Annotated in this window: 21 protein-coding genes; 7 read left to right on the top strand and 14 right to left on the bottom strand. The window is 75.0% G+C overall.

What is annotated here, in order from left to right:
• Positions 1-163 precede the first annotated feature (163 nt).
• Positions 164-1,480, top strand: a complete 1,317-nt coding sequence (locus tag AMOR_RS05125; protein WP_248359144.1) for a sensor histidine kinase — start codon at positions 164-166, stop codon at positions 1,478-1,480.
• Positions 1,455-2,867, top strand: coding sequence for a sigma-54-dependent transcriptional regulator (locus tag AMOR_RS05120; protein ID WP_248359141.1), 1,413 nt, complete (start codon positions 1,455-1,457; stop codon positions 2,865-2,867). Before AMOR_RS05125 ends, AMOR_RS05120 begins: the two co-directional genes overlap by 26 nt.
• 12 nt (positions 2,868-2,879) lie before the next feature.
• Here the strand turns inward: AMOR_RS05120 and AMOR_RS05115 are convergent, their stop codons facing one another.
• A complete protein-coding gene (locus AMOR_RS05115) occupies positions 2,880-3,974 on the bottom strand; it encodes a hypothetical protein (RefSeq protein ID WP_248359138.1) in 1,095 nt (364 codons plus the stop codon).
• A gap of 198 nt (positions 3,975-4,172) precedes the next feature.
• Between AMOR_RS05115 and AMOR_RS05110 the strand changes: the two genes are divergently transcribed.
• Both AMOR_RS05110 and AMOR_RS05105 read left to right on the top strand, forming a co-directional pair.
• Positions 4,173-5,720: a DUF3943 domain-containing protein gene (locus tag AMOR_RS05110; RefSeq protein WP_248359135.1), complete on the top strand. Its 1,548-nt coding sequence runs from the start codon at positions 4,173-4,175 to the stop codon at positions 5,718-5,720.
• 59 nt (positions 5,721-5,779) lie between these two features.
• On the top strand, positions 5,780-6,301 hold the full coding sequence (locus AMOR_RS05105) for a hypothetical protein (protein WP_248359132.1): 522 nt from the start codon (positions 5,780-5,782) through the stop codon (positions 6,299-6,301).
• A 3-nt stretch (positions 6,302-6,304) separates the two neighbouring features.
• Here AMOR_RS05105 and AMOR_RS05100 read toward each other — a convergent pair whose 3' ends face one another.
• From AMOR_RS05100 to AMOR_RS05090, 3 genes are all read right to left on the bottom strand, one after another.
• Entirely contained in the window at positions 6,305-8,128 is a 1,824-nt protein-coding gene (locus AMOR_RS05100) for a sensor histidine kinase (RefSeq protein ID WP_248359130.1), read from the bottom strand.
• A gap of 109 nt (positions 8,129-8,237) precedes the next feature.
• Positions 8,238-8,969, bottom strand: a complete 732-nt coding sequence (locus AMOR_RS05095) for an alpha/beta fold hydrolase (protein ID WP_248359128.1) — start codon at positions 8,967-8,969, stop codon at positions 8,238-8,240.
• A 4-nt stretch (positions 8,970-8,973) separates the two neighbouring features.
• Complete coding sequence (locus AMOR_RS05090) at positions 8,974-9,942, bottom strand: phosphoribosylaminoimidazolesuccinocarboxamide synthase (protein ID WP_248359127.1); 969 nt, start codon at positions 9,940-9,942, stop codon at positions 8,974-8,976.
• A 29-nt stretch (positions 9,943-9,971) separates the two neighbouring features.
• Between AMOR_RS05090 and AMOR_RS05085 the strand changes: the two genes are divergently transcribed.
• Complete coding sequence (locus tag AMOR_RS05085; RefSeq protein ID WP_248359125.1) at positions 9,972-10,760, top strand: RNA methyltransferase; 789 nt, start codon at positions 9,972-9,974, stop codon at positions 10,758-10,760.
• Here the strand turns inward: AMOR_RS05085 and AMOR_RS05080 are convergent.
• The 5 genes from AMOR_RS05080 to sigJ all read right to left on the bottom strand — a co-directional run bounded on the left by AMOR_RS05080 (position 10,757) and on the right by sigJ (position 14,871).
• Positions 10,757-11,071, bottom strand: coding sequence for a hypothetical protein (locus tag AMOR_RS05080; protein ID WP_248359123.1), 315 nt, complete (start codon positions 11,069-11,071; stop codon positions 10,757-10,759). The genes AMOR_RS05085 and AMOR_RS05080 overlap by 4 nt on opposite strands.
• Positions 11,072-11,161: 90 nt before the next feature.
• Positions 11,162-12,280: a S1C family serine protease gene (locus AMOR_RS05075; protein WP_248359121.1), complete on the bottom strand. Its 1,119-nt coding sequence runs from the start codon at positions 12,278-12,280 to the stop codon at positions 11,162-11,164.
• A gap of 126 nt (positions 12,281-12,406) precedes the next feature.
• Positions 12,407-12,733: a hypothetical protein gene (locus tag AMOR_RS05070; protein ID WP_248359118.1), complete on the bottom strand. Its 327-nt coding sequence runs from the start codon at positions 12,731-12,733 to the stop codon at positions 12,407-12,409.
• Between the two features lie 481 nt (positions 12,734-13,214).
• On the bottom strand, positions 13,215-13,784 hold the full coding sequence (locus AMOR_RS05065; RefSeq protein ID WP_248359115.1) for a DoxX family protein: 570 nt from the start codon (positions 13,782-13,784) through the stop codon (positions 13,215-13,217).
• 202 nt (positions 13,785-13,986) lie between these two features.
• Positions 13,987-14,871 (bottom strand): RNA polymerase sigma factor SigJ, encoded by an 885-nt coding sequence (gene sigJ / locus AMOR_RS05060; RefSeq protein WP_248359111.1) that lies wholly within the window; start codon positions 14,869-14,871, stop codon positions 13,987-13,989.
• Between the two features lie 130 nt (positions 14,872-15,001).
• Between sigJ and AMOR_RS05055 the strand changes: the two genes are divergently transcribed.
• Together AMOR_RS05055 and AMOR_RS05050 are read left to right on the top strand one after the other, a co-directional pair.
• Positions 15,002-15,304 carry a hypothetical protein gene (locus tag AMOR_RS05055; RefSeq protein WP_248359108.1) on the top strand — a complete coding sequence of 101 codons (303 nt, stop codon included), beginning with the start codon at positions 15,002-15,004 and terminating at the stop codon, positions 15,302-15,304.
• 184 nt (positions 15,305-15,488) lie between these two features.
• Entirely contained in the window at positions 15,489-16,118 is a 630-nt protein-coding gene (locus AMOR_RS05050; protein WP_248359105.1) for an HAD family hydrolase, read from the top strand.
• A 7-nt stretch (positions 16,119-16,125) separates the two neighbouring features.
• Here the strand turns inward: AMOR_RS05050 and AMOR_RS05045 are convergent, their stop codons facing one another.
• The 5 genes from AMOR_RS05045 to AMOR_RS05025 all read right to left on the bottom strand — a co-directional run bounded on the left by AMOR_RS05045 (position 16,126) and on the right by AMOR_RS05025 (position 20,204).
• Positions 16,126-17,628 carry an OmpA family protein gene (locus AMOR_RS05045; RefSeq protein ID WP_248359102.1) on the bottom strand — a complete coding sequence of 501 codons (1,503 nt, stop codon included), beginning with the start codon at positions 17,626-17,628 and terminating at the stop codon, positions 16,126-16,128.
• 85 nt (positions 17,629-17,713) lie between these two features.
• The gene (locus AMOR_RS05040; protein WP_248359099.1) at positions 17,714-18,658 is read right to left on the bottom strand and encodes an HD-GYP domain-containing protein; all 945 of its coding nucleotides are present in this window, start codon (positions 18,656-18,658) and stop codon (positions 17,714-17,716) included.
• Positions 18,655-19,020 carry a response regulator transcription factor gene (locus tag AMOR_RS05035; RefSeq protein WP_248359097.1) on the bottom strand — a complete coding sequence of 122 codons (366 nt, stop codon included), beginning with the start codon at positions 19,018-19,020 and terminating at the stop codon, positions 18,655-18,657. Before AMOR_RS05035 ends, AMOR_RS05040 begins: the two co-directional genes overlap by 4 nt.
• A 38-nt stretch (positions 19,021-19,058) precedes the next feature.
• On the bottom strand, positions 19,059-19,712 hold the full coding sequence (gene moaD, locus AMOR_RS05030) for a molybdopterin converting factor subunit 1 (RefSeq protein ID WP_248359095.1): 654 nt from the start codon (positions 19,710-19,712) through the stop codon (positions 19,059-19,061).
• A 72-nt stretch (positions 19,713-19,784) separates the two neighbouring features.
• Complete coding sequence (locus AMOR_RS05025; protein ID WP_248359093.1) at positions 19,785-20,204, bottom strand: thioredoxin family protein; 420 nt, start codon at positions 20,202-20,204, stop codon at positions 19,785-19,787.
• Positions 20,205-20,206 lie beyond the last annotated feature (2 nt).

Raw genomic sequence — 20,206 nt, 5'->3', positions numbered from 1 at the left:
TGCGCCTCGGGTGACGGCGCCGGGCGTTCAGGATCCGGACGGATTGCTCGGTCCGCCGACACCGGCCGGCGTGCCGACCGCCCCTCCCGCGCGCGATACCGGCCCTGGTCGTGGGCGCCCGAGCGACGGCGCCGCCGGCCCGGAAGTTGCGTTCCCGGGTGAGGTGGTCCCCTGCCGCGACTGGGCGCCCTGCGCCGCCGTGTACCCCGCGCGCCGCTTCGTCCTCTCGAAGCTCGCGTACGGCGCCGTCATGTGGGGCGTCGTCGCGGCCCTGGCGGTCGCGGGGCACCCGCGCTGGCGCCTCGCGGTGCTGGCCGGCTGCTACCTCGTCCAGACCGCCTTCGAGCTGCTGCTGTTCCGCCGCCTGCCACGCACCGCCGACGGCATCGTCGGGTGGGAGCGCCGCGGGCCGCGCCCTGCGGCGCTCGCGCACCTGTCCGCGTTCGCCCTCACCGGCGGCGTCCAGCTCGCGATGACGGGCGGCCTGGCGAGCCCGCTCGTCGCGATCCACGTCGTGCCGTTCCTCGCGGGGCTGGCGGTGCTCGGTCCGTCGCGGCGCTCCGCGGTCCTGGGCGTCGTCACGTTCGGCGTGGCGCTCGCGCTCGCCGCGTTTCCGGCGTCCTGGGTCGGGCCGCGGGTGCCGTCGCCCACCTACGAGCTCATCGTCCTCGCGGGCCTGTTCGTGGCGGTGGTCGTGGTCGGCACGAACGTCTCCCTCACGGCCCACGCGCTCCGGCGCGCGCAGGACGCGTTCCTGCGCTCGCGCGAGGACGCGGCCCGCGCCGCCCTCGAGCGGGCGCGCAACCTCGAGGAGGTCGGGGCGACCGTCGCGCACGAGCTCAAGAACCCGCTCACCGCGGTGAAGGCGCTCGTGCAGCTCGGGGCGCGGAACCCGGCGGAGGCCGCGAGCCGGGCACGGCTGGAGACCGTCGAGCACGAGATCACCCGGATGCAGGACATCCTCCAGGACTACCTGTCCTTCTCCCGGCCGCTCCGGCCGCTCGAGCCCGAGGCGCTCGAGCTCGGCGCGGTGGCCGAGGGCGTGCTCGCGGCGGTCTCCGCGCGCGCCGAGCAGGGCGGGGTCGCGCTCGGGCTCTCCGGGAGCGCCGTCGTGGACGCGGATCCGCGGCGCGTCGAGGAGGCGCTCCTGAACCTGGTGGCGAACGCGGTGGAGGCCACGCCGCGGGGGGGCCGGGTGGAGGTCGAGGTGGCGCACGTGGAAGGCGCCGCGGCGATCCGCGTGCGCGACACGGGCCGCGGCATGGCGCCCGAGGTGCTCGCGCGCGTCGGGACGCCGTTCTTCACCACGCGCGACGGGGGCACCGGGCTCGGCGTCGTCCTCGCGCGCGCCGCGTTCGTGCAGCACGGCGGGACCCTCCGCTACGAGAGCGCGCCGGGCCGGGGCACGACCGCGTTCGCGACGCTGCCGGTCCGCTGCGCGGGAGGGAGGGCCGATGGCGCGCGTGCTGCTCGTGGATGACGACGGCGCGGTCCTCGCCGCGCTCGCCGAGCTCGTCCGGGCGCAGGGTCACGAGGCGATCCCGGTCTCGTCCGGCGCGGAGGCGCTCCCGAGGCTCGACGGCGCCGACGTGGTGGTCACGGACCTCGCGATGCCCGGGATGGACGGGCTCGAGCTGCTCCGGGCGATCCGCGAGCGGGACGAGGCGCTCCCGGTGGTGCTCCTCACCGCCCATGGCTCCGAGCGCGTCGCGGTCCGGGCCATGAAGGCCGGCGCGTACGAGTACGTCTCGAAGCCGTTCGACGTGGACGAGATGGCCGTCGTGATCGACCGCGCGGCGGAGGCGCGCGCGCTCCGGGCGCAGAGCCGCCGCCTCCGCGCGGAGCAGGCCATCGGGCGGCGGATCATCGGCGGCTCGGCCCCGATGCGGCGGCTGCTCGAGGCGGTGGGGCGGGTCGCGCCGAAGGACGTGACCGTCCTGGTCCGCGGCGAGACCGGCGTCGGGAAGGAGCTGGTCGGCGCGCTGCTGCACGCGGAGAGCCCGCGGGCGGCGGGACCGCTCGTCCGCTTCAACTGCGCCGCGATCCCGCCGGAGCTGGCGGAGGCGGAGCTGTTCGGCCACGTGCGCGGCGCCTTCACCGGCGCGATCCAGGGACGCTCCGGCTTCTTCGCGCAGGCTCACGGGGGCACGCTCGTGCTCGACGAGGTCGGCGAGCTTCCCGCCGGCGTCCAGGCGAAGCTCCTGCGCGCCCTCCAGGACGGCGAGATCCAGCCGGTCGGAGCCGGGCGCCTCGAGAAGGTGGACGTCCGGATCGTGGCCTGCACGAACCGCGATCTCGAGGCGGAGGCGCGGGCGGGCCGCTTCCGCGCGGACCTCTACTACCGCCTCGCCGTCGTCGAGCTCGTCGTGCCGCCGCTCCGGGAGCGGCGCGAGGACGTCCCCGAGCTCGCGCGCGAGCTCCTGCGCCGGTGCGCGGAGCGGTTCGGCGTCGAGGACGCCCGCCTCGCGCCGGCCCTGGTCGACCGGCTCGCCGCCTCCGACTGGCCCGGCAACGTGCGCCAGCTCGAGAACACCATCGCGCGCCTCGTGGCGCTGTCGACCGGCGGCGAGATCGGTCCGGATGCCCTCGACCCCACGCCGGGCCTCGCCCCGCCCGCGCCGCCGCCGGGCGCGCCGCCGGCGGTCGACGCCGGAGTGGAGGGGGACTCGCCGGGCGAGCCGGATCGCCCCCTCACGCTCCGCGAGCAGCTCGACGCCGTGGAGCGCGGGATCATCGCCCGGGCGATGACCGCCGCGGGCGGCAACCAGTCCGAGGCTGCGCGGCGGCTCGGCGTGTCGCGCGGGACGCTCATCGACCGGCTGAAGCGGTTCGGGCTCGCTCCGGACTACGGCGGCGCGCGGCGGTGAGCCGCCGCGGCCTCACGGCCGCGGCGGGTCGAGCGCGTCGGGCGGCGCGGGGTCGACGACGAGCCCGAACGTCCAGGCGTCGAGCCGCTCCTCGAAGTGGATGTTGAGGTAATCCGGCCCCTGGTGGCGCCGGAGGAAGAGCCCCATGTCGAGCCCACCCCTCGTCGCCCGCATCACCGCCACCTCCGCCGAGAAGTCGCTCCAGGGACCGCGCCCGGACGTCCCGAGGTGGACGGCGCCCTCGGCGCCCGCGCGGACCCGGATGCCGCGCGTCGCCGGGAAGAGGCGCGCCGCCGGCACCGGGAGCTCCGCCTCGAGCGACCACGCCGCGCGCACCGCGCCGTAGCGGGCCCGCATCTCGGCCGGCATGCACGCGCCGAGGTCGCAGGGCACGTTCCACTCGACGCCGCCGGCCGCGGTGAACGCGCTGCCGTCCGGGAGCGCGCCGCCGCGGGCCGGGAGCCACCGGAGGGCCGCGCCGGCCCCCGCATAGTTGGTGGTGAAGGAGCCGTCGCGGACGTTGAGGCGGTCCGAGGGAGGGTCCGTCGTCGCCGTGCAGGCGAAGTCCGACTTCCCGTCGCGCACGTGATCGGCGAGGGCGCAGCCCTCCTCGCCGTTGGAGCGGTGCCCGACGTCGAACGAGAGCGCGGCGACGAGCCGGTGCGCCTCGAGCGCGTCGGACGGCTCGCCCGGAGCCGCGCCGAGCCGCGCCACCCGGAACAGCTGGAGGCGCGCGCGAGGCTCGTACGTGGGCGTCCGGACCGGCGTCGAGGCGTCGCGCCAGATGCGGAAGTCGCCGAGGAACGACAGCGACAGGACCGCGGCGGTCCCGCCCCCGTCGAGGAGCTCCGGGGCATCCAGCCCGTTCCAGAGCAGGACGTGCAGCGCCGGGTGCGCCTCGAACGCCTGGCGGCGGTCGGAGGAGACCGCGACCGTGCTCCGTTCGAGGAATGCGACCGGCTCGTCGTTCCTTGGGAGGTGCGCGGCGCAGCCTGCGCTGAGGAGCGCGGTCGCCGCCAGGGAGAGGGGGATCCGCCGGTGTGCGCCCGCGGGGCGAATCGCCCGTCCGCCCGGCGCTCCGGGGTCCCCCTGTAGTCGTTGGGCCACGGCCGTATCCGAGGTGCACCGCGCGTGCCTGTCGCAGGCTCGCGCCGGTGCGGGGGAGGTTGGCGTATTGGCCTCGCAGATTGTCGGGAAAGGCGACCGCTCGTTCAGAAGTCCAACACCGCGCGGGAAGGATCCGTGCGGAATTCGCACCCTGGTGGGCGCTCGCGGGGCGGCGAGGCATTTGCAACAAGGAGGGACGTGTTCTCTGTCCGTTTCGGTGCACGCGCGCTCGTGGCGGCGGCGCTGGCCGTCGTCAGCGCCCCGGTGCGCGCGGTCGACTCGTCCGGCGCGGCCGGGGGCGCGGAGACGAGCGCAGCCGAGGGCCGCGCGAGCGAGGTCTCGAAGCCTCTGCCGCCGCGCGAGGGCAAGGTGCCGGCCACGGCGGATGGAGGAACCGGCTCGCTCGTCACCTCGGTCCTCCCGCCTCGCCCCGAGATCCCCGGCGTGGACATCCCGGTCCCCGGGGCCACCGTCACGAGGGACGCCATGCAGCTCCCGCGCGTTCCGTCGGAGGAGCGCCGCCTCGCCGTCGCGATCTCGGAGGCGGCCGCGGTGCAGGTCTCGATGATGGCCTGGAACCGCTGGGTCGGTGCGGCTCCGTGGGCGAAGATCTCCGGGGACTCGATCCGGAACAACCTGCGCAGCGCGTGGGTGCTCGACGGCGACACGTTCTGGGTGAACCAGTTCGGCCACGCGTACCAGGGGACCTGGACGTACGGGGCGGCGCGCTCGGCCGGCCTCGGGTTCTGGACGTCCGCCGCGTTCCCGGTGGTGCAGAGCGCGATCTGGGAGCTCACGGGGGAGACGACGCCGCCGAGCGTGAACGATCAGATCACGACCTCCGTCTCCGGCGTCGTGCTCGGCGAGGCGCTCTGGCGGTTCGCGGAGGCGCTGCGCGCCGACGGCGGGACGGTGAACGAGGTGCTCGCGGGCGTCCTCTCGCCCATGAGCGCGATCAACGCGCACGTGCTCGGGCGAACCGACCGACCCCCGCCCTCGGCGCGGTGGGTCCTCGAGCTCGGCGGCATCGCCGGCGACGCGCCGCGCGCGAACTGGCCCACCTCCAACCCGCCCCGTGCGTACGCCGGCATCGACTTCACGTGGGGCCTGCCCGGGGATCCCGACCTCACGCTGGACGAGCCGTTCGATCACTTCGTGCTGGAGGCGTCGTACGGCGCCGCCGCGGATCCCGTCGCGACGATCCGCGCGCGCGGGCTCCTCGTGGGCGAGCGCCTCGAACCGCAGCAGGACGTCCGCGGGCTCTGGGGGCTGTTCCTCTCGTACGACTTCGACACGACGGGTCCGTACCGCATCTCGACGGCCGCGGTCGGCGTCGGCACGAGCGGGCGCGCCGAGCTCGCACCCCACCTCGCGCTCGAGGCGACCGGGATCGCCTCGGCCGTGCTGATGGGGGCCGCGGGCCACGTCCCGAGCTTGCCGGAGGGGCGGGACTACCGGTTCGGTCCCGGCGAGCAGCTGCTCCTCGACGTTCGCCTCCGGGCCGACCCGCGCGTCTCCGGCGGCGTGACGTTCCGGCAGTACCTCCTCGTCGGCGACGGGCCGGGCAACGGGACCGAGCTCGTGCTCGAGGCGACCGCGGGGATCCTGTTCCGCATCGCGGGTCCGCACGCGATCGGTGCGGAGGCCACCCGCTACCACCACCGCGGGCAAGACGGCGCCGGCCCCATGGCGACCGACGGCGGCACCGCGCTCCGCGTCTACTACGCCATCGCGAGCGGCGGCTGAACGCTGCGGCGGCGCTTGCGAAGCGCGCCGGGCCGTGGCACCAGATCGGGATGGTCCGGATGAGCGAGCGCGGCGACGCCCTCACGGTGGTCACCCGTCTCGCGCGCCCGCACGTCCTGGCGGTCCTCGCCGCGGTGCTGCTCGTGCCGGCCGGGTTCGCCGCTGCGGGGCGCCGGCCGGTCCTCGCGGCCGCGCTCGCAGGGGCGGCGGTCGCGCTCGTCGGCCTCGGCGGGCGCTCCACGCGGGCCTGGCTCGGGGCCGGCCGGGTGACGGTGGAGCCGGCCTCGCCGTTCGAGCGGCGAGCGTCGCGGGCGCTCGACGAGTTCGTGAAAGCGACCGTGGAGACCGTCGGCGAGGCGCGGGTGCGCAGCGCCGAAGCGCGCGCTCGCTCGTTCGAGGCGCGGAGCGGCGCGTCCCTGCCGGAGTGGGCCCGGGCGTCCGCCGGCCCGGGCACGAACGATCACCTGCGCCGGATCGTGCTCGTGCCGCGCGCGGGCGAGCCGCTGCCCGTCACCGCGTGGCTCGCGCCGGAGGACGATCTCGAGCCGGCGCGGCGCGCCGTGGAGGCGCGGCTCCGCTGACGGTCACGCTCGCGGCAGGGTGAAGGTGAAGGTGCTCCCCGCGCCGAGCTGGCTCTCGACGTGGATGCGGCCGCCGTGCGCCTCCACGATCCCGCGCGCGATCGAGAGGCCGAGCCCGGTGCCGCGCCGCGAGCCGCGGCCCCGCCAGTAGCGATCGAACAGGCGCGGGAGCTCCTCGGGCGCGATGCCGGGCCCGTCGTCGGACACCGCGACGCGCGCGCGGCCCGCGTCCATGACGAGGCGCACGGTCACGTGCCCGCCGGGCGGGGTGAACTGCAGCGCGTTCCCGATGAGGTTGGAGAGGACCTGCAGGATCCGCTCGCGGTCGCAGCGGATCTCCTCCGGCACGCCGCCTTCGACGGCGAGCGCGATCCCCCGCTCGACCGCGAGCGGCGCGAGCAGGGCGAGGGCGTCGTCGACGATGGCGCCGAGGCGCTCGGGCCTCGGCACGACCCGGAAGCGTCCGGCGTCCATGCTCGAGACGTCGAGCAGGTCGCGGATGAGCCGGTCCATGCGCCGGACGGAACGATCGATCGTCTCGGCGTACCGCGGCACGCGGGCGGGGTCGGGCTTGCGCAGGAGGAGGGCGGCCGAGAGCGCCACCGCCTCGAGCGGGTTCTTGAGGTCGTGCGACACGAGCGCGAGGACGTCGTCGCGGGCGCGCACCGCCCGCTGCGCCTCGTCGAAGAGGCGGGCGTTGTCGAGCGCGAGCCCGGCGCGGCGGCCGAGCTCCTGCGCCATCGCGAAGTCCTCCGGGCCGTAGTGGGCGCCGGGGTGCGCGAGGACGAACGTGACGGCGCCGAGCGTCCGGCCGCGGGCGGAGAGCGGCACCACCATCGCCGAGGTCATCCCGAGCGCGCGGGCGACCCGCAGGTGCTCCGCGTCGACCGCCGCGGCCACGAGCAGCTCGTCCGGCACGCTCTCGTGCAGCTCCGGGCGGCCGGTCCGGATCACGGCGGGCGCGCCGCTCCCGGCCTCGGGGTCGGGCGGCCACCGGCGGCGCCACGCGCGCGCCAGCTCGAGCCTGGCGGGATCCGCGTGGACGAGCACGACCGGCTCCCCGCCCGGAGCGAGGCTCTCGGGCAGCTCGATGGAGCACCAGTCGGCGACCGCGGGCACGGCGAGCCGCGCCACCGACGCGAGCGTCTCCGACCATTCGAGCGTGGAGGCGAGGACGGCGCTCGCGTCGGCGAGGAACGCCGCCCGCCGCCGCGCCGCCTCGGCCTCCGCCCGCGCGCGCCGCTCCGACTCGAGCACCTGCGCGCGCGCGAGCGCCTGCGCCGCGAGCCGCGCCAGCACGGCGAGCAGCGTCCGCTCCTCGTCGTCGAGCCGCCGGCTGACGTGGAAGGTGAGCGCCGCGGCGCCGATGGTGCGCCCCTCGACCTCGAGCGGGAGGCACGCGAACGCGAGCTCGGCGCGCGCGATCGTCTCCGTGTCCTCCTCGATGACCGGGTACCGGGAGAGCGCCGCGTCGCGTGACTCGACGAACACCGGCTCGCCGTGGACGATCGCGTCCGCGAGCGGACCGAGCGGCTCGCCGGCGAGCGCCACCCGCTCGTAGCGTGCTCGCACGGCGGGCGAGTAGCCCGTGTCATAGCGCAGCACCGCGGCGGTCGCGTCGGGCTCGACGAGCCAGAGCCCGCCCTGGTCCGCGCCGAACGCCTCGCGCGTGCGCTCCACCAGCTCGCGCGCCACGTCCTCCGGCGTGACGGCGCGGGAGAGCGCCGCGGTGATTCGCTGGAGGAGCGCGACGGTTCCACCGTTGCGGGCCGGCACGGTGGCGAGGCGCGGGAGCGGCTCGAGGGCGGCGCCGGGTCGGCTTGCCATCGCGAATCCGGATAGCCGCTGGGCGGACGCCGTGCGCGACGGACCGCGCGGGCCATTCGGGTGCCGCCGAGGGGGCCGCCGGCCAGGCGGGCAGGGGACGAGCGGGCTGCTAGGCGAGCGCGCCCGAGCTCGTGCCCGAGCGGGCGAGGAAGGCCTCGATGCGATCGAGGCAGGCGTGCGGGCAGCGCTGGAGGATCATGTGCGGGGCGTCGAGGAGCGCGACCTCCGCGTCTGGCCGGATGGACAGGATCTCGTCCGCGACGTCGGTCCGGATGAGGCGGTCGCGGGTCGGCGCGAGGTACAGGAGCGGCGCGTCCACGCGGGCGAGCGTCTCCCGCACGTCCACCTCGAGCGCCTCGCGCGAGCGGTGCGCGACGACCTCCGGCGACACCGCGGCCATCGCCTGCCGCACCTCGTCCACGATCGCGTTCGGGGCGTCCGGGCCGGCCAGAAAGTGGCGGACCGCGGCCCCGGGCATCGGCAGCCCGAACATCCGCGCGCCGACCAGCGCCCGGAGCGGGTGGAGGATGGGATTCAGCGGCCGGTGCAGGAACGTGGCGGCGAGGACGAGGGCGACGAGGCCGCGGGGCCGCTCCGCGGCGAGCCGGATCGCGAGTGGCCCCGAGAACGACTCGGCGAGCAGCACGAACCGGCCGCGCGCGGGCAGCGCGGCGCGCGCGAGCGGGAGGAGGTCGTCGTAGCCGAGCGGCTGGTCCGGAGGGAAGGAGACCAGCCTGACCCCGAGGCCCCGCGGCGCGGCGGCGACGAGCGGCCCGTACATCCGGCCGCTCCCGTCGAGCCCCGGCAGGAGGATCGCCGGCGTCGCGCCGCGCGCGGGCAAGACGCTAGCCCCGGGCGAGGTAGCCCTTCGCCGCGAGGTTGCGCTTGATGCGCTCCTCGACGGACCCGACCGCCGACACGAAGCGCTCCCCCGTGAGCCGCTCGAAGACCTCGATGTACTTCCGCGCGAGCATCACGCGGACGTCGTCGGTGAGCGGCGGCGGCTTCCCGTGCCCGGAGAACCCGTGCTCCTTGATGAGCCACTGCCGGATGTTCTCCTTGTCGAGCATCTCCTGCTCCGCGCCCTTCGCGAAGCGCTCCTCGTAGCCGTCCGCGATCCAGTAGCGCGAGCTGTCCGGCGTGTGGATCTCGTCGATGACCACGAGCTTCCCCTCGGCCACCCCCATCTCGTACTTCGTGTCGACGAGGATGAGCCCGCGGGACAGCGCCCACTCCTGCCCGCGCTGGAACAGCCGGTGGGCGACGGTGGTCGCCTCCTTCCAGAGCTCGGGGGAGACGAGGCCCTGCTTCAGGATCTCCGCCTCGCTGATCGGCTCGTCGTGCTTGCCGTACTCGGCCTTCGTCGACGGCGTGATGATGGGCCGGTCGAACTTCTGGTCCTTCCGGAGCCCGACGGGCCACTGGATCCCGTACGCGCCGGCCTTGCCGGCCTGGTAGTCGCGCCAGAGCGACCCCGTGACGTAGCCGCGGATGACGATCTCGATGGGCAGCGCCTTCGCCCGCTTAACGACCATGACGCTCGGATCGGGCAGGTCGAGGACGTGCGTCGGCGCGAGGTCCTTCACCTTCTCGAACCAGAACGCGGTGAGGCGGGAGAGGACCTCGCCCTTGAACGGGATCGTGCCGAGGACGTGGTCGAACGCGGAGATGCGATCGGTCGTGATCATCACGATCCGATCGCCGCGGCTGTAGTTGTCGCGGACCTTCCCGCGGTACAGGTCGCCGACTCCCTGGAGATCGATCTTCTCGAGCGTGTGCGGCAGCTGCGCGCGCAGCATGTCGTCGGTCATCATGGCGGCGATGTTATACGTCCCGAACGCACATGGAACCTCGAAAAATCAAGGTCGTGCTGCACCGGCCCCAGAGCGCCGAGAACGTCGGGGCGGTCGCCCGCGCCCTCAAGAACTTCGGGCTCTCGCGGCTCTCGATCGTCGCCCCGGCCGCCTGGGCGGGGCCGCCCCGGAGCGGGGGACCGGGCACGGCGGGCGAGGACGTGATGGCGCGCGCACGGCGCACCGCCCGGAAGGCGGCGGAGCTCCTCGACGCGGCGGAGCTCCACGGCGACCTGCGCGCGGCGCTCGGCGCGGCCACGTGGACGTGCGGGACCACCTCGCGGGAGGTCGAGGGGCGCCCGCGGCTCGACCCCCGGGCCCTCGCGGCGGAGGTCGTCCGGCGCTCGGCGGCGGGGGAGGTGGCGCTGGTGTTCGGGGAGGAGCGGCGGGGCCTGTCGGACGCCGAGCTCGAGCTCTGCCAGGCGGTCTGCACCATCCCGACCACGGCGGCGTACGACTCGATGAACCTCGCGCAGGCGGTGGCGGTCGTCGCGTACGAGCTGCGGATGGCGGATCCCCGCGCCGCGCTCTCCGCTGGACCGGCGGAGGAGCCGGCCCGGCACGCGACCGTGGAGGCCCTCTGGGCGCGCGCGAGCGCGCTCCTCGGGCACGCGGGCTACCTGAACCCGCAGAACCCGGAGCACATCCTCGCCGACTTCAGGCGGCTCCTCGCGCGCGCGGATCCCACGCAGCGCGAGGTGGAGCTGCTGGTCGCCGCGATCCGCGCGCTGGAGCGGCAGCTCCGGCTGGGCGCGGATCGCGACGGCGGAACGAGCTAGGCCGCGGGAGCAGCCGGGGCAGCCTCGGCAGCGGCGCCCTGGTTCTTCTTCCGGGCCTTCTTCCAGGCCTGGAAGTGCTCCTCGCAGAGGCCGTGCGCCACGACCTTCTTCTTGCAGTCGGGCTTGGAGCACGTGTCGTAGCGCGCCGGCTTCGACTCGAGCTCGCCGCGGCGGAACTTCTTGTAGTGGAAGAAGCAGAGGCCCTTCGCCCGGTACGCGCGCTTGCAGCCGGCGACGGTACAGGCCTTCTTGCCGCCGCCCTTGGCGACGGGGGCCTTCTTCTTGGTCTTCGTGGTCGTGGTCTCGGCCATGGAGGGCGCTCGATACCAGACCCGCGCCGCGATGGCAATACCGAACCTCCCGGCGGCACGCCGGATTTCCCGCGGGGACGGGAGCGCACCCTATTCGCCGAGGAGCTCGCGCGCCTGCGCCCGCGCCTGCTCCTGGGCGGGCACCTCCGCGAGCGGCACCTTGACGACGTGCTCCTCGACGTCCCCGCCGCGCTTGAGCCGGAGCTCCACCTCGTGCCCGACGCCGGCGGTCGACACGTACCAGCGCAGCCGGGCGGGCGAGCGGATCTCGTGCCCCTGCACGGACGTGATCACGTCGCCGACCTTGAGCCCGGCGCTCGCCGCCGGCCCGTTGGGCGCGAGCTCCGTGATCTGGACGCCCGACGTGGGGATGCCCGGATCCGTCGGCGCCTCCTTCACCGACACGCCGAGCCAGCTCCGGACCACGCGCCCGCGCTCCTTGAGCTGCCCGACGATCTCCTTCGCCATGTTGATCGGGATCGCGAACCCGATCCCCTGGCCCGTCGCGTTCACCGCCGTCGCGATCCCGATGACCTCGCCGCGGAGGTTGAGCAGCGGGCCGCCCGAGTTGCCGGGGTTGATGGACGCGTCGGTCTGGATGAAGTCGTAGGTCCCCGGCCGGCCGACGGGCGAGATGTCCGAGCGCCCGGTGTGGCTCACGATGCCGAGCGTGACCGAGTGATCGAGGCCGAACGGGCTGCCGATCACCATCACCCACTCCGCGACGACGATCCGGTCGGAGTCGCCGAGCGGCACGATCGGGAGGGGCCGCGGCGGGTTCACCTTCAGCAGGGCCACGTCGGACTCGCCGTCCATCCCCACGACGCGGGCCGGGAGCTTCGCCCCGCCGCCGAGGTCCACCTCCACGCCGTCGGCACCCTCCACGACGTGCGCGTTCGTGAGGATCCACCCGTCGCGGTGGATGATGAACCCGCTGCCGATCCCCTTGCGCGGCCCGTCGTGCAGCTTGTCGAAGAGATCCTTGAGCGAGTCGTCCGTGCCCTGCGGCGCCGTCTGCGACGTGAGCACGCCCACCACCGCCGGGATCGCCGCCTCCGCGAGCCTCGAGAGCTCGGGGAGCCCGGACCCGGCGGACGCGGGCGCCTCGGGCGGGGCTCGCACCTCGCTGTAGAGCGGTCGCGGCGCGACCGCGGGTGCTGCGCCCAGCTGGACCGCGAGAAGGATCGCCCACCCTGGCCCTGCTGGCATGCCCGCCCCTCCCGCCCGCCGCCCGTCGCGGGTCCCGGAGGGAAGGTGCGAACCCTGCGCGGCGCCGCGCAAGAAGGCGCACCCGCCAAGCGGCGGCGGTGCGGGCGGGCGTGGCGCGCCCGGGGCTCAGCGCGGCTCGGAGAGGTGCTCGGTGACGATGCGATCCACCGCGCGGCGGTCCGCGTCGGTGTGACCCTCGCTCGGCCGATCGCCCGTGCGGTCCCGGGCGGCCGGACCCTGCGCGCGCGCCTGCGAGCGGGCGGGCGGGCGGGCCTTCGCCGCGGGCTTCTCCGGGACGCCCTTCATCTCGGCCCAGGTCCGCTCCACGAACTCCGACGGCGACCGGGACGCCCTCCACCGATCCGCCAGCGTCCGCCCGCCGAACGGCACGAACGCGAAGATCGCCCACAGCGCGGCGGCCGCGAGGAGGAGCTTCAGGACGAGGCGCAGCATGGACGCAGGTAAGCACGCGGGGGCGGGGGGATCGAGTTTTCGGCGACGGGCCGACGGGGAGCCGAACGAGACCGCGATTCCGTGCCCGTGCCGGTGCCCGTGAACGTGCCCGTCCCCGTGCCCGCCTCCCGCTTCCCGTGGACCGTGGACCGTGGACCGTGGCCCGACGCCGACTCCGATCACGTCTCCGCTCTGAATCTCGACTTGGAGTTGCACCCTCCCGTCTTGAGTTGAGGCGCGGCGCACCTCGTTGGCGGACGCCCTCCAGCCCCACAGAGCCTGGCGCGGGCATCGCAGCAACGTTGCCTCGCTCGCGTGTAGCGTCACGCGGGAGATGGCGTTCCCGTTGAGGGCGGCCGACAGCTCCTGGCGGACGTCCCCGCCGGAATCCGCTCCGGAGGGCGTGCATGGAGGAGACCGGCCCGCGAGGCAGGGGAGCCCCACGGCCCGGGCGCAGTCACCCGCCACTGGCGGTGGCGGCTCAGGGGGGCGGCGGTCCCGCGGGGAGCGTCATCAGCGACACGACCACGAGCGCCGCGAACAGGCCGATGGAGACGACCCAGGTCGCCCGCGGCGGCGGCGGCGGCGCGGCGCCGGTGGCGAGCCGCCGCTCGGGCGGCCGGAGCGACCACGACGTGACGGTGAAGGCGGCGAACACGAGCGGCGCGACCCACTTGCCGACACGATCTCCGACGAGGATGTGGGACGCGGCGGCGCCTGCGTAGTTGAGCAGGGCGCCCGTGTACGCCCACTCCTTGACGCGCAGGAACCGCGGGAGGAGGAGCACGGCGCCGCAGGGGATCTTCCAGACGCCGATGATGAGCAGCACGTAGAGGGGATACCCGAGGTGCTCCATCACGACGCGGACGTACTCGATGCGGAGGAGGTCCCAGAACCCCCCGGCGATCATCTCGTAGGCGACGATCAGCGTGGACGTCCAGTAGAGGGCGCGAGCGGCCCAAGCCGCGGCGCCGAGCCGGTGGCCGGTGGGGACGGCGGGGGATGACGCCGCGGGATCCCGTGGATGCGGGTTCGAGTCGTGGGCGAGCATGGGTGAGCTTTCGGTGTGTGCGAGATCGACGATCTCGACCGGTGGGTTCGTCGCAACGATGACGAGCGAGCCGAAGGAAACGTGACGGACGCGCCCGGCGTGCGCGCTCGGTCGCCCTCGGCACGACGGGGACTCGGCGCGCGAGCGGCGCCGCGCGCCGCGGACCCATGGTCCGGACGCGGCTGGCGCCGTCGTCGTCGCGTCACTCGGGGATCTTCAAGTCGAGCGCGCGGAGCCGCTCGGGATCGGCGAGCACGTCGATCTCGACGATCTTCCCGTGCGCGACCGTGAACCCCAGGACCGAGAAGGGCTGCCCTTCCTCATCGAACGAGACGAGGCCCGCAGCGCCGTTCACGAGCGCGGCCCGGGTCTCGCTGGCGGCCCGGGCGGCGTGGATCGACTGGTGGGCCGCCGCCCGCGCGCCGCGGATCACGATCGTCCCGCCCGGCGCGGCGGGGCCGCGGTCCGCCCTGAGGACGACGTCCGGATCCAGGATCCGGAGCAGCGCGTCGAAGTCTCCTCCGCGCGCCGCGGCGAGGAACGCATCGACGATCTCCCGCTGCCGGGAGAGATCGGGGTCGGGGCTCGGCGCGGCGCCACGGACCCGGCGGCGCGCCCGGCTCGCGAGCTGCCGGGCCGCCTCCGGTGAACGGCCGACCACCCGCGCGATTTCCTGGAACGGGACGCCGAACATGTCATGGAGCACGAAAGCGAGCCGCTCCGCGGGCGCGAGGGAGTCGAGCACCACGAGGAGCGCGAGCCCGACCGAGCCCGCCAGCAGCGCCTCGGTCTCGGGATCGGGGCCGCCCGCATCGCTCACGATCGGCTCGGGCAGGCGGACGCCGACCAGCTCCTCCCGCCGGGATCGGCGCGACCTGAGCATGTCGAGGCATACGCGGGCGACCGCGGTGGTGAGCCACCCGCGGAGGTTGCTCACGCCGTTCGTGTCGGCGCCGGAGAAGCGGATCCAGACTTCCTGGACGGCGTCCTCGGCCTCGTTCAGCGATCCGAGCATCCGGTAAGCCACCGCGCGGAGGTGCGCGCGGTGGGCCTCGAACCACCCGGCCAGAGCCTCGTCTTCTTTCATCGGTCACGTTCCTTGGTCCCGTTCCGTCTTCTGCGTGACGAACGAGGCGAGCCCGGTGTGACGAGGAACGACCGCGGAGGCCGCCTCGGCGAGACCAACCCGCATCTAGCGACACGAGGAGACCTCTTCCATGAAGATCCTGATGGTGCGTTCGAGGGTGAAGCCGGAGCACGTGGTGGACGTGGAGGCCACGGTCCAGCGGCTGTTCGCGGCCATCGAGCGCGCGCGGCCGGCCAACGTCCGGTATGCCTCGTCGATGCTTCCCGACGGGGAGACGTTCCTGGCCCTGCTGCAGGTTGAGGAGGGAACCGAGAACCCCCTCCCGGCGCTGCCGGCATTCAGGGAGTTCCAGGAGCGCTTGAAGGCCTGGGTCGCGAGCCCGCCCGTCGCCGAGCAGCTCACGGTGGTCGGGTCGTACCGGCTCTTCGGGTAGCTCGCAGACCGACGTGCGGAGATCGGACGCCGCCGCACGGCGGGGCGTCCGCAGCACGCGCGGACGTGGCACCCGATCCACGTCGGCAGATCCTGGTGCAGCAGCCCGGGCACGTTGACGGGCACGGGCACGAGGGGGAGCGGGCGCCCACGGAAGCGTCGTCCCGGTTACACTCCCCCCTCCCATGCCCCGCCTCGCCATCCTCGATCTCGACGGAACGCTCGTCGACTCGGTCGACGACCTCGCCACCTCGGTGAACCACGCGCTCCGCGCCGTGGGCCTGCCGGAGCGCGGCATCCCGGAGATCCGGTCGTTCGTGGGCGAGGGCGCGCGCGTCCTGCTCGAGCGCTCGGTCGCGCCGCACGCGGGCCGGCTCGAGCCTGCGCTTGCCGCCTGGTGGAAGCACTACGAGGATCACTGCCTCGACAGGACGCGGCTCTATCCCGGGATCTCCGCGTTGCTCGACGGGGCCGGCCGCGTGCTCGCGGTCCACACGAACAAGCCGGGCGCGCTCGCCCGGAAGATCCTCGCCGGGCTCGGCGTCCTGGAGCGGTTCACGGTGGTCGTGGGCGGGGACGAGGCGCCGCGAAAGCCGGACCCCGCGGGCGTGCACGCGATCCGCGCCCGGGTGGGGGCGTCGCCCGCGGAGACCGTGTTCGTCGGCGACAGCGCGGTGGACGTCGCGACGGCGCGGGCGGCGGGCGTCTCCGTCGTCGCGGTGACGTGGGGCCTCGGCGCGCGCGAGGCGCTCGTGCGGGCCGGCGCGGCCGTCCTGGTGGACGACGCGGCCGGCCTCGCGCCGTGGCTCGCGTGAGCGCCGGCTACTGCTCGGACAGGATCGTGAACTCGACCCGCCGGTTCTTCGCCCGGCCGAGCGCGGTGCCGTTGTCGGCGATGGGCTTCTCGAAGCCGTAGCCGCGCGCCCCGAGCCGCTCCTTGGTCACGCTGCGCTGGACGAGCGCCCGGACGACCGACTGGGCGCGGCGCTGCGAGAGGTCCTGGTTGTAGGTCCTGGCGCCGACGTTGTCGGTGTGGCCCTCGACCTGGATCCGCTTCAGCTCGGGGTGCTGGTTCAGGAGCGCCGCGATGGCGTCGAGGATCCGGCTCGACTCCGGCTTGATCGTGTCGAGGCCCGTGTCGAAGTGGATCGAGTCCTTGAGCGACAGGTGCTCCGTCTGGATCTCGACGAGCGGCTCGTCGTCCTTCACCGGGCACCCGTTGTTCTCTGCCGGGCCGGGCTCGTCCGGACACTTGTCCTGCGGATCCGGGATCCCGTCGCCGTCGCGGTCCTGGCAGCCGTCCAGCTCGGGGGTGCCGGGCTGCCGCGGGCAGAGGTCCTGCGCGTTCGGCACGCCGTCCCGGTCCCAGTCCGCGTCCGGCGGCCCGACCACCTCGCCCTCGGACCAGCGGACGCCCGCGAAGACGCGCCAGGACTCGCGGCCGTAGCCCGCGTCGCCGATGCCGGTCCCGCCGCCCGCCTCGACGGCGAGCCCGCGCCACAGCCACGCGCGGACGCCGCCCAGCGCCGAGAGCGGCGCGCGATAGCGCTCCGTCTGCGCGTTGTCGCCCCGCGGCAACCCGCCGGAGAGCTCGAGGATCGCCTTCCAGCGCTTCACCGCGGACAGGGGAGGCAGCTCGACGGACGCGCCGACGCCGTAGACGAGGCCGTCGTGCACGACGAGCTGCGCGTACTGGCCGGGGGCGCGGATCGCATAGCCGAGCTGCCCGTCCAGCCGCCACGCGCCGAGGTGCCGCGTCGCGACGACGCCAGGGACGGCCATCGCGCCGTCGGAGGTGAAGGCCTGCTTGTCGCCGGTCGGCGCGCGGAGCTCGAGGAGCGCGGCCAGCCCGACGGGCATCGGCCCCTCCTCGAGCAGCGGGAGCTTCGCGCCGACGCGGAGGTCGCCCAGCGCGGTCGCGGCGACGGGATCCGCGAGCGGCCCCGTGACGCCCTGGCGGGTGAGGAGCGAGAGGTCGGAGCCCTGGTGCATCGCGATGGGGAGGTGCACGCCCACCTCGAGCCGCCCGAACGACCAGGACGCGAGGACGTTCGCGGTGAGACGGGACTGGACGAGCTGATCGGTCTCGCTGCCGAGGCGGAGCGCGAGCAGCCCCTCCGCATAGTCGAGCACGAGGGCGGCGCCCTTCGAGCCCTCCGGCGCGGCCGCCGCGGTCTCGACGACGAACCCGCCGTCGACCGACAGCGCGAGCCGCGCCGGATCCGGATCGAACCCGCGGGCGGCGGGACTGTCCGCCCGGGCGATCCCCGCGGCGAGGGCGCTCGCGAGCGCGAGCGTCCGGAGCTTGCCGACCCCCTTGACCATGTGCGGGAGTGTCGTTCCAAACGGGGCGCCTGGCAAGGGGCCGAACGCCCACACGGGCCCCCTCTGGCCGGTGCGGCCCGAGGGCTCAGGCGGCGGTCGTCGCCGCCCGGAGGAGCCCGCGCCGCTCGAGGACCGCGAGGAGCGCGTCGTGCACGGACGGATCGAGCTGGGTGCCGCGCAGGGTCCCGACCACCGCCGCGGCGTCGGCGGGGCCGAGCGCCTTCTGGTACGGCCGGTCGGAGGTGCACGCGTCCCAGACGTCGGCGGCGCTCACGATCCGCGCGACGAGCGGGATCGCCTCGCCCGCGAGCTGGTCCGGATACCCGGCGCCGTCCCACCGCTCGTGGTGGCTGCGGATCGCGGGGACCGCGGCGGCGAGGAACGCGACCCCGCCCACGATCTCGGCGCCGATCCGCGGGTGGCCGCGCACGAGGGCCATCTCGTCCGAGGAGAGCGGCGTCTTCTTCGCGAGGATCGCGTCGGGGATCCCGATCTTGCCCACGTCGTGGAGGATCCCGGCGTACTCGAGCGCGGAGAGCGCCTCGGCGGGGAGCCCCAGCTCGCGCCCGATCTCCACGGCGAGCGCGGCGACGCGGTCGGCGTGGCCGCGCGTGTACGGGTCCTTCGCGTCGATGGCGGACGCGAGGCTGCGGATCGTCTCGAGGTAGCCGCGCTCCAGCGCGGCGATGAGCCGGTGGTTCTCGGCGTCGTAGCTCTCGAGCTGCCGCGACATGTGATTGAAGGTGTAGGCGAGGTCGCCGATCTCGTTCCGCGCGAACACCCGGACCTGGTGGCCGAAGCGCCCGCGCGCGATCTCGAGGGCGCCGCGCACGCACTCCGCGATGGGCCGGGTGATGCGCCGGGCCGCGATCGCCGAGAGGCCCGCGGCGAGGGCGGCCGAGGCCAGCGCGGCGGCGATCACCGGCGCATCGACGCCGCCGCGATCGCGGACGACGAGGACGCCGAGGAGGACCGTGGGCGCCGCGCTCGCGACGAGCACGACGGCGAGGAGCGTGCGCCAGACCCTCATCGCGCCCGCGCCGCCCTGGACAGCGCCCGCTCCAGCGACCGCCGCGTCACCGGCTTCTCGAGGAGGATCTCGACGGCGTCCGCGCCCTCCACCGCGCGGAGGCTCCCGTCGCTGATGGCGGTGAGGAGCACCGCCGGCGCGGTCACGCCCGCGGCGCGCACCTGCCGGAGCGCGTCCAGGCCGGAGAGCCGCGGCATCAGGAAGTCGAGGATGAGGACGTCCGGCGCCTCGCGGGCCGCGAGCTCCACCGCCTCGACCCCGTTCGCGGCGGCGACGACGGCGTGTCCGAGCTCGCCGAGCAGGTCGGCGACCATCGTGCGCACGAGGCGGTCGTCGTCTGCGATGAGGACCTTCACGCCCATACCCCCGGAGGAGCGCGAGGATACCACGCGCGCGGGCGCTACGGCCCCAGCCCCACCCACTCCGTCCCGTCCTCGAAGACCTCCCGCTTCCAGATCGGCACGTCCTTCTTGAGCTGCTCGATGCACGCCTCGCAGGCGCGGAACGCGGGCGTCCGGTGCGGCGCTGCACAGGCGATGACGACCGCGGCCTCTCCGGGCGCGAGGACGCCGACCCGGTGGACGATGGCGACGCGCGCGCCGTGCTCGCGCCCGACCGCCTCGCCGATCTCGGCGAGCTTCTTCTCCGCCATCGGTCGGTAAGCCTCGTACTCGAGCCGCAGCACGCGGCGGCCGCGCGTGTCGGAGCGCACCGTCCCGGTGAACGTCACGATGCCGCCGAGCCCTGGCCCGGAGACGGCCTCGATCACCTCCGCGAGCACGAGCGGCCGGTCCACGACGGAGAAGAGCGGCGCGCCGCCGGCGACCGGCGGCACGAGCGCGACCTCCGCGCCGTCGCGGAGCGGGGCCGAGTCGTCGGCGAACTCCTCGTCGACCGCGATGCGGCAGCGCGGCAGGACGCGAGCGAGGCCGGGGTGGCGCTCGACGAGGGCGCGGCGGAGCTCGGCGACGGTGGCCGGCACGGCGTCGAGCGTCTCGCGGCTCGTGCCGGCCGCGTCGCGGGCCGCAGCGAAGTACAGGATCTGGACGGGCATCGGACGGATTCTAACCATGATGGGAAGGGGGCTGCGCCCCTCCCCGCCGAGCACGGCTCGTCGGGAGCCCCGCTACCGCGCGACGGACGCCTGCTCGACCCAGGTCCGCATGTCGATCGGGCCGGGGACGTCGCACCGCCGCGCGACCTCGCTGCCGTCCTGGAACAGGACGAGCGTGGGCGTGACGCGGATCGCGTACGCCTGCGCGGCGGCCGGCTCCTCGCCGGGATCCACGCGCAGCACGACGAGCTCCCCGGCGCGGGCGCGCGCGAGGCCGTCCACGATGGGCATCACCACGTCGCGCCCAGCGAAGTCCACGAGCACGGGGGCGGGCGACGATCGGATGGTGGTGACGAGCGCGGCAGCGTCGACCGCCTGCGGACGTCCGGACGTGTCGAGGGGGCGCCGGCAGCGGTAGCACGCCTGCGGAGGCGCGCTGTCGATCTGTGTACGGTTCACCGCGCCGCAGCCGGAGCAGCGGAAGACGGCCATGA

The sequence above is a fragment of the Anaeromyxobacter oryzae genome, assembly GCF_023169945.1.
Taxonomy (GTDB): domain Bacteria; phylum Myxococcota; class Myxococcia; order Myxococcales; family Anaeromyxobacteraceae; genus Anaeromyxobacter; species Anaeromyxobacter oryzae.
The sequence above is the reverse complement of the archived record's forward strand: the minus strand, read 5'-3'. Positions and strand labels throughout refer to the sequence as shown.